The organism is Streptomyces sp. NPDC058678, from assembly GCF_042714835.1.
In the GTDB taxonomy this organism is placed as follows: Bacteria; Actinomycetota; Actinomycetes; order Streptomycetales; family Streptomycetaceae; genus Streptomyces.
On the sequence record NZ_JBHXSG010000149.1, the window covers coordinates 1 to 7,710 of the forward strand.

7 protein-coding genes are annotated in these 7,710 nt (G+C 70.0%); all 7 read left to right on the forward strand.

Going from position 1 to position 7,710, the window contains the following annotated elements; all coding sequences use genetic code 11:
- On the forward strand, window positions 1–750 hold a 750-nt coding region (locus ACFWWR_RS48060), incomplete at its 5' end, for a phosphopantetheine-binding protein (RefSeq protein ID WP_384310696.1).
- Between the two features lie 72 nt (window positions 751–822).
- Window positions 823–1,632 (forward strand): alpha/beta fold hydrolase, encoded by an 810-nt coding sequence (locus ACFWWR_RS48065; protein WP_384310697.1) that lies wholly within the window; start codon window positions 823–825, stop codon window positions 1,630–1,632.
- Window positions 1,633–1,718: 86 nt separating this feature from the next.
- On the forward strand, window positions 1,719–2,660 hold the full coding sequence (locus ACFWWR_RS48070; RefSeq protein ID WP_383878231.1) for a TauD/TfdA family dioxygenase: 942 nt from the start codon (window positions 1,719–1,721) through the stop codon (window positions 2,658–2,660).
- A gap of 181 nt (window positions 2,661–2,841) precedes the next feature.
- Window positions 2,842–3,990 (forward strand): 4-hydroxyphenylpyruvate dioxygenase, encoded by a 1,149-nt coding sequence (hppD, locus tag ACFWWR_RS48075; RefSeq protein ID WP_383878233.1) that lies wholly within the window; start codon window positions 2,842–2,844, stop codon window positions 3,988–3,990.
- A gap of 2 nt (window positions 3,991–3,992) precedes the next feature.
- A complete protein-coding gene (locus ACFWWR_RS48080) occupies window positions 3,993–5,162 on the forward strand; it encodes an alpha-hydroxy acid oxidase (RefSeq protein WP_384310699.1) in 1,170 nt (389 codons plus the stop codon).
- Complete coding sequence (locus ACFWWR_RS48085) at window positions 5,159–6,505, forward strand: PLP-dependent aminotransferase family protein (protein WP_383878237.1); 1,347 nt, start codon at window positions 5,159–5,161, stop codon at window positions 6,503–6,505. Before ACFWWR_RS48080 ends, ACFWWR_RS48085 begins: the two co-directional genes overlap by 4 nt.
- Window positions 6,506–6,565: 60 nt before the next feature.
- A complete protein-coding gene (locus ACFWWR_RS48090) occupies window positions 6,566–7,675 on the forward strand; it encodes a prephenate dehydrogenase (protein ID WP_383878239.1) in 1,110 nt (369 codons plus the stop codon).
- Window positions 7,676–7,710: the final 35 nt, after the last annotated feature.

The window sequence follows — 7,710 nt, forward strand, 5'->3', positions numbered from 1 at the left end:
AACCGGCCCGCCCTGACCGCCGAACGCTTCCTCGCCGACCCCTACGGCCCGCCCGGCACCCGCATGTACCGCACCGGGGATGTGGCCCGCTGGACGGCCGGAGGGGACCTGGAATACCTGCGACGCGCCGACGACCAGGTCAAACTCCGCGGCTTCCGCATCGAACTCGGCGAGATCCAGACCGCCCTGACCAGCCACCCCCACCTCACCCAGGCCGCTGTGATCGTCCGTGACGACCGTCTGATCGCCTACACCACCGGCACTCCCGTGCCCGCCCAGGACCTGCGCACCCACCTCGCCCAGACCCTGCCCGACTACATGCTCCCCGCAGCGTTCGTCACCCTCGACGCCCTCCCACTGACCGCCAACGGCAAACTCGACCGCAAAGCCCTGCCCGACCCCGACCCCACCGCCCACACCACCGGGCGCGCCCCGCGCACCCCCCAAGAGGAAGCTCTCTGCGACCTGTTCGCCGACGTCCTCGGCGTCGGCCGGGTCGGCATCGACGACAGCTTCTTCGACCTCGGCGGGGACAGCATCCGTTCCCTGCAACTCGTCGCGCAGGCGCGGAGCATGGGCACGGTGTTCACCGTGCGGGACGTCTTCGAGCACAGGACCGTCGCGGCGCTGGCGGCGGCCGCGCAGTTCACCGAAGTCGCGCCTACCGTCGCGGAATTCGACGCGGATGCCTCGCTCACCGGTCTCAGTCAGGAAGAACTCGACCGGCTCCAAGCGGAATGGGACGCATAGCCCCGGACCGAGTGGACGCGCAACCGAGTCGACAGCGAAATCGATCCTGAACCGAAGCCGGAGGAGAGCGTCATGCCCATCATTCCCGTGAACGGAATAAACCTGAATTACACCGACTCCGGTGGTCCCGGTGAGCCCGTCGTCCTCGTCATGGGGTCGGGAACCTCTGGCCGGGCCTGGCATCTGCATCAGGTCCCGGCCCTGACGGCCGCGGGGTACCGGGTCATCACCTTCGACAACCGTGGCATTCCGCCGACCGATGTCTGCGCCGAGGGCTTCACGGTGCAGGATCTCGTACGTGATCTCGTCGGTCTGATCGAGCATCTGGAGCTCGGCGCGTGCCGTCTCGTGGGCACGTCCATGGGCGCATACGTGGTCCAGGAGCTGGCCCTGCTGCATCCACAGCTGGTTCGCCAGACGGTTCTCATGGCCACCAGGGGGCGGGTGGACGCCATGCGACGGGCGCTGAGCGCGGCGGAAATCGAGCTCTACGACTCAGGGGTGGTGCTGCCGCCGCGGTTCGACGCGGTGGTCCAGGCCATGCGGAACCTGTCTCCTCGCACCCTCGCGGACGACGTCTCCGTCAGCGACTGGCTGGACGTCCTCGAAGCTACGTCCGGTACCGGCCCCGGGGAGCGGGTGCACATGACGCTCGATCCCGAACCGGCGCGTCTCGACGCCTATCGCGGGATATCGGTTCCCTGCCATGTCATCGCTTTCCAGGACGACTTGGTGACACCTTCCGAACTGGGGCGGGAAGTCGCCGAGGCCATTCCGAGAGCCACGTTCGAACTCATCGCCGGCTGCGGCCACTTCGGATATCTGGAGGACCCGGAGGCCGTGAACAAGAGCATCGTGGAGTTCTTCCGCCAAGTCCCTTGAATTCCCGCTGCTACAGCTCCTCCTTCCCAGTTCCTCCCACCAACTCACCCTGCTAACTCACCCCGACAACAAAGAATCGAGGCTCCATGAGTCAGCACCGCGACTGGCAGCCGCTGGAGATCACCGCGGAGAGCGCCGATGTCGAGGCGACGCCCGCCGGGCTCGCGGAATTCGTCAGTGACAAGGAGCGGATCAGCGAGATGCTCATCCGTGAGAAGGCGTTGGTCTTCCGCGGCTTCCAGGTGGACGAGGGAGCCCTCGATCCGGTGATGGACCTCCTGCTGCCCACTCGGCTCGCGTATGTGCACGGGAACTCCCCGCGCAGCAAGGTGGGCAGCAATGTCTACACCTCGACGGAATACCCGTCCGAACTGACGATCTCCATGCACAACGAACTCTCGTACGCCTATGCCTGGCCGTCGCGGCTGCTCTTCTTCGCCGCGCAGGAACCCGCCACCGGTGGCGCCACCCCGGTTGTCGACGGTGTGACCTGGCTGGAGTCGCTGGCCCCCGAGATCCGTGAGGCCTTCGTCGGCGGTGTGCGCTACACGCAGAACCTCCATGGCGGAGCGGGCCTCGGCAAGAGCTGGCAGGACACGTTCGAGACCGGTGACCGGGCCGAGGTCGAGGCGTTCCTCAAGGGCACGGAGGCCGAGTGGGAGTGGCTGGGGGACGGCGGTCTACGGGTGACCCAGGTCCGGCCGTCCACCGTGCGCCACCCGGTGACGGGGGCCGAGGTGTGGTTCAACCAGTCCGACCAGTGGCATCCGGCCGCCCTTGGCGACGACATGGCCGCCGAACTCGCCCAGATCCTCCCCGAGGAGGAACTCCCCCAGTCCGTCAGGTTCGCCGACGGGAGTCCGATTCCAGCCGAGTACGTGATCGAGGTGCGGGACAAGGGGCTGGAGGCCGCCGTGGACGTCGACTGGCGGACCGGGGATCTCCTGCTCATCGACAACGTGCTGTTGGCGCACGGTCGGCGGCCCTTCACCGGTGCGCGCCGAATCCTGGTCGCGATGTCCGACTGAGCCCGGCCACGCGGACCGCCCCGCCCTCTCCTCCCGATCCAACGTCGCCAAAAGTCGCCCGACATCGCCAAAAGTCGCCCGACATCGCCAAACGTCACCCGATGGCGCCCGCCGACGTCCCTCCTGCCCGCCTCGTCCCCCCTGCCCGCCTCGTCCCCGGAAGAACAGGATCACCGCCGCTATGACCCACACACCGAACACCGGCCGTCGTGACGAGGTGCGGGACGACCGTCCACCAGTCGAGGACCTCCGGCTGGACCACGTGGAACTCTACGTCGAGGACCTTGACCGCAAGGTCGCCGACTGGACGGGCGAGTACGGATTCGCCGTCATCGGCACCGCCGGCTCCCCGGAGCAGGGGTTCCGCAGCGTCGCCCTGCGCCAGGGCCGGATCGTGCTGGTTCTGACGGAGGGCACCGGCGACGAACACCCCGCCTCCGCCTACGTCCACTCCCACGGGGACGGTGTGGCACGCATCGCCCTGCGGACCGCGGACGTGGCGGCGGTCTTCGCCCACGCCTTGGCGCACGGTGCCCGTCCGATCGAGGAACCGGTGCGCCACCAGGGCCCCGGAGTGGTCGCCACCGCGACCGTGTCCGGGTTCGGTGACGTGGTGCACAGCCTGGTGCAGCGCGACGGCGAGGACCCACTCGGACTCCCCGCGGGCTTCGTCGCGGTCGGCTCCTACGCGCACGACGCCGGGCCCGCGTCCGCTGCCGGCCACCCGGGGCTCCTCGAGATCGACCACTTCGCCGTGTGCGTGAACATCGGCGAGCTGAACGAGACGATCACGTACTACCAGCAGGCCCTCGGTTTCACGGAGATCTTCGAGGAACGTATCGTCGTCGGCTCGCAGGCGATGATGTCGAAGGTGGTGCAGAGCCGGTCCGGCGACATCACGTTCACCGTCATCCAGCCCGACCCGCAGGCCGACCCGGGGCAGATCGACGAGTTCCTCAAGAACCACGACGGCTCGGGAGTGCAGCACATCGCGTTCTCCAGCGACGACGCCGCCCGCTCGGTGCGCACCCTGGGCGGCCGCGGAGTGGAGTTCCTCAGCACTCCGTCGACCTACTATGAACTGCTCGGACAGCGGGTGGAGCTGCGCAGGCACGGCCTGGACGCGCTGAGAGAGCTGAACATCCTCGTCGACGAGGACCACGGCGGTCAGCTGTTCCAGATCTTCACGCGCGCGACGCACGCACGGCGCACCCTCTTCTTCGAGGTCATCGAACGGCTCGGAGCGAAGACGTTCGGCTCCTCCAACATCAAGGCCCTGTACGAGGCCGTGGAACTGGAGCGGCAGCGGGAGAACGGCCGGTCCCGGTGACGATCCATGGCCTCGCCCCCGTCGCGGGCCCCGCCGACGGCCCGCTCCCCAGCGTCGCTGTCTGCCTCGGTGACGTCGAGCGGGCCGCCGCCGACGTACTCCCCGCCGAGGTACGGGACTTCGTGGCGGGCGGGAGCGGCGGAGAGCGCACGCTCGCCGGCAACCGGGCCGCCCTCGACCGGATCCGGATCGTGCCGCGGGCCCTGCGGGACGTGTCGGAGTGCGACACCGGCACGACGTTGCTCGGACGTCGGGTGGCCATGCCGGTGGCCACCGCCCCCATCGGCTACCAGAAGCTGGTGCACCCGGAAGGCGAGCTCGCGGCGGCGCGTGCGGCGAAGGAGGCCGGGATTCCCTTCACCGTGGGCACTTTGAGCAGTTTCCCGCTGGAGCGGGTGGCCGAGGTCGGGGCGACGACCTGGTTCCAGCTCTACTGGCTGCGCGACCGCGCCCTCTCGTTCGACCTGGTACGCAGGGCGGAGGAGGCCGGCTGCGCCGCCGTGATGCTCACGGTGGACGTTCCGTGGATGGGCCGCAGGCTGCGTGACATGCGCAACGGCTTCGCGCTGCCGGACGATGTCGTGGCCGCCAACCTCACGGCGGGCACGGCGACCGCGGCCCACCGGGCGACCTCGGGCAGCTCGGCCCTCGCGGCGCACACGAGCATCGCGTTCGCCCCGTCGCTGAGCTGGCGGGATCTCGAGGAGCTGAGGCGCCGTACCCGGTTGCCGCTGATCGTGAAGGGGCTGCTCGATCCGGCGGACGCCGTACGGGCGGTGGAGTGCGGGGCGGACGCCGTGATCGTCTCCAACCACGGCGGGCGGCAGCTGGACGGCGCGGTGGCGAGCATCGACGCCCTCGCAGCGGTGTGTGCCGCTGTGGACGGGCGCTGCGAGGTGCTCCTGGACAGTGGGATCCGCAGCGGGACCGACGTGCTGAAGGCGCTGGCGTCGGGGGCGAGCGGAGTGCTCGTCGGGCGTCCGCTGTTGTGGGGGCTCGCCGCCGGGGGTGCGGAGGGCGCACGCGGCGTGCTCGGTCTGCTGGCGGACGAGCTGCGCGACGCCCTCGGGCTGGCGGGGTGCCGCGAGGTGGGTGAGGCGCGGCACCTACGTACCGTGCGGGGGCCGTTGGGCGGCGACACGGAGGGCGGCGGAGGGGCGGTTCTGTGGTGACTTCAGATCTTCCTCGACAGTCGAGCGGGAGCGAACCCGGTCCGCAGGAGGGGGCGCAGCTGCACACGTCGGTGCTGCACGGCTCGCTCGAGGACCAGGCGTTGGGCTCGATGAACTTCCTCAACGAGATCGCCCAGCGGTTTCCGGACGCGGTGTCGTTCGCGCCTGGCCGTCCCTTCGAGGGGTTCTGGGACACCTCGCTCGTCCACGACTACCTGCGGCGTTTCGAGCGGTATCTCAAGGAGGAGAAGGGCTACGACGACGCCCAGGTGCGCCGGACGCTCTTCCAGTACGGGCGCACCAAGGGCATCGTGCACGAACTGATCGCCCGCCATCTGGAGGTGGACGAGGGCATCTCGGCCGATCCCGAGTCCGTGGTGGTCACCGTCGGGTGCCAGGAGGCGATGTTCCTGGTGCTGCGGGCGCTGCGTGCGGACGACAGGGACGTCGTTCTCGCGGTGTCGCCGAGCTACGTGGGCCTGGCGGGGGCCGCCCGGCTCGTGGACATGCCGGTCCTGGACGTGGTGGGCGGACCTCGTGGGGTGGACCTGGACAGTCTCACGTCGGTCGTACGCGAGGCGCGGGCGCGCGGGCTGCGGCCGCGGGCCTGCTACCTGGTGACGGACTTCTCCAACCCGTCGGGGGTCAGCCTCGACCTGGAGACGCGGCACGCGCTGCTGGACCTCGCAGAGCGGGAGGACCTGCTGCTCCTGGAGGACAATCCGTACGGCTACTTCAGTGCCGACGGAGTACGGCTGCCGACACTGAAGGCGCTCGACACGCGGCGCCGGGTTGTGTATCTGGGGTCGTTCGCCAAGACCGGTCTGCCCGGCGCCCGGATCGGCTACCTGGTCGCCGATCAGTCGGTGGCCGAGGCCGACGGCCGGGTCGGTCTGCTGGCCGACCAGCTGTCGAAGATCAAGAGCATGCTGACGGTGAACACCTCGCCCATCGCCCAGGCGGTGATCGCGGGCAAGCTCCTGGCGCACGGCTGCGACCTGTACGGGGCCAACGAGCGCGAGATCGCGGTGTACCGGGGCCATCTGGAGCGGCTGCTGGCCGGTCTGTCCCAGCACTTCCCGCCCGGCGGAGGCTCGGGGGTGAGCTGGAATGTGCCGCGGGGAGGGTTCTTCCTCGTGGTGAGCGTGCCTTTCCCTGCCGACGACAAGCTGCTGGAGATCTCCGCCCGCGACCACGGTGTCCTGTGGACGCCGATGTGCTATTTCAGCTCGGATCCTGCGGCGACCCATCAGATCCGGCTGTCCTTCAGCCTGGTCACCGAGGAACAGATCGACCTGGGGCTGGAGAGGTTCGCCGCCCTCGTCGCCCGCCGGCTCGGTTGACGTGGCATCGGATCGACGTCGGGCTCCCGAGGGGAGCCCATCGGGGAATTGGGGTGGCGTATGCGCTCTGCGGTCATAGTGGGGACTGGTCTGGTCGGTACGTCCGTCGCACTGGCGCTGCGGCGGCGGGGTGTCGACACCTATCTGCTCGACAGTGATCCCACCGCCTTGCACACGGCCGAGGCGCTCGGCGCCGGGCGGGCTCAGGAACCGCCGGGAGTGGCGGACGTCGCCGTACTCGCGGTTCCTCCCGTGCAGGTGGCCCCGGTCCTGGCCGGCCTGCAGAAGCAGGGGACGGCCCGCTTCTACACGGACGTGGCCAGTGTGAAGGGTCTGCCGGGCCGGGAGATCGAGGCGCTGGGCTGCGAGCTGACCGCCGTGGTGGGCGGGCATCCGCTGGCCGGCGGGGAGCGGTCGGGGCCCCTTGCGGCGCGGGCTGATCTCTTCGAGGGCCGGCCGTGGGTGCTGGTCCCCACCGAGCACACCAGCGATCCCGCGCTGAACTGCGCTTTGGAGCTGGTGTCCCTGTGCGGTGCCACGCCGGTGCTGCTCGATGCCGAAGTCCACGACCGCGCGGTGGCGCTCGTCTCGCACGTCCCGCATCTCGTGGCGAGCCTCACCGCGGCCCGGCTGCTTCAGGGCAGCGAGTCCGCTCTGCGGCTGGCCGGGCAGGGGCTGCGCGATGTCACCAGGACGGCGGCGGGCAGCCCCGCCCTGTGGACGGACATCCTGACGGCGAACGCCGGTCCGGTGGCCGACGTGTTGGAGGCGCTCGCCTCGGACGCGGCGGCGGTGGTCGGAGCGCTGCGGAGCGTCGAACGGCGGGGCGAGGCGGCCGCCGAGGGAGCGGCGGAGCTGGTCGAGCTGCTCCAGCTGGGCGTGGACGGACGCGCGGGGATTCCGGGCAAGCACGGTGTGCCGGACGCCGGCTTCGCGGCCGTGGAGGTCTCCGTGGGCGACAGCCCGGGAGAGCTTGCGCGGCTGCTGTCGGATGCGGCGCAGGCCGACGTGAACATCGAGGACATCGACATAGAGCACTCCTCCGATCAGCTCATGGGCCGGGCCCGGCTCGCGGTGCTGCCCGTCCGGGCCCGCGCCCTCGCCGACGAACTGCGCACGGGAGGCTGGGCGGTACGCCTCGCGGACTGGCCGGGCGGTCAGGGCGCGTAGCGGCGCACGACGAGTGACATGCATGAGGGGTGGCG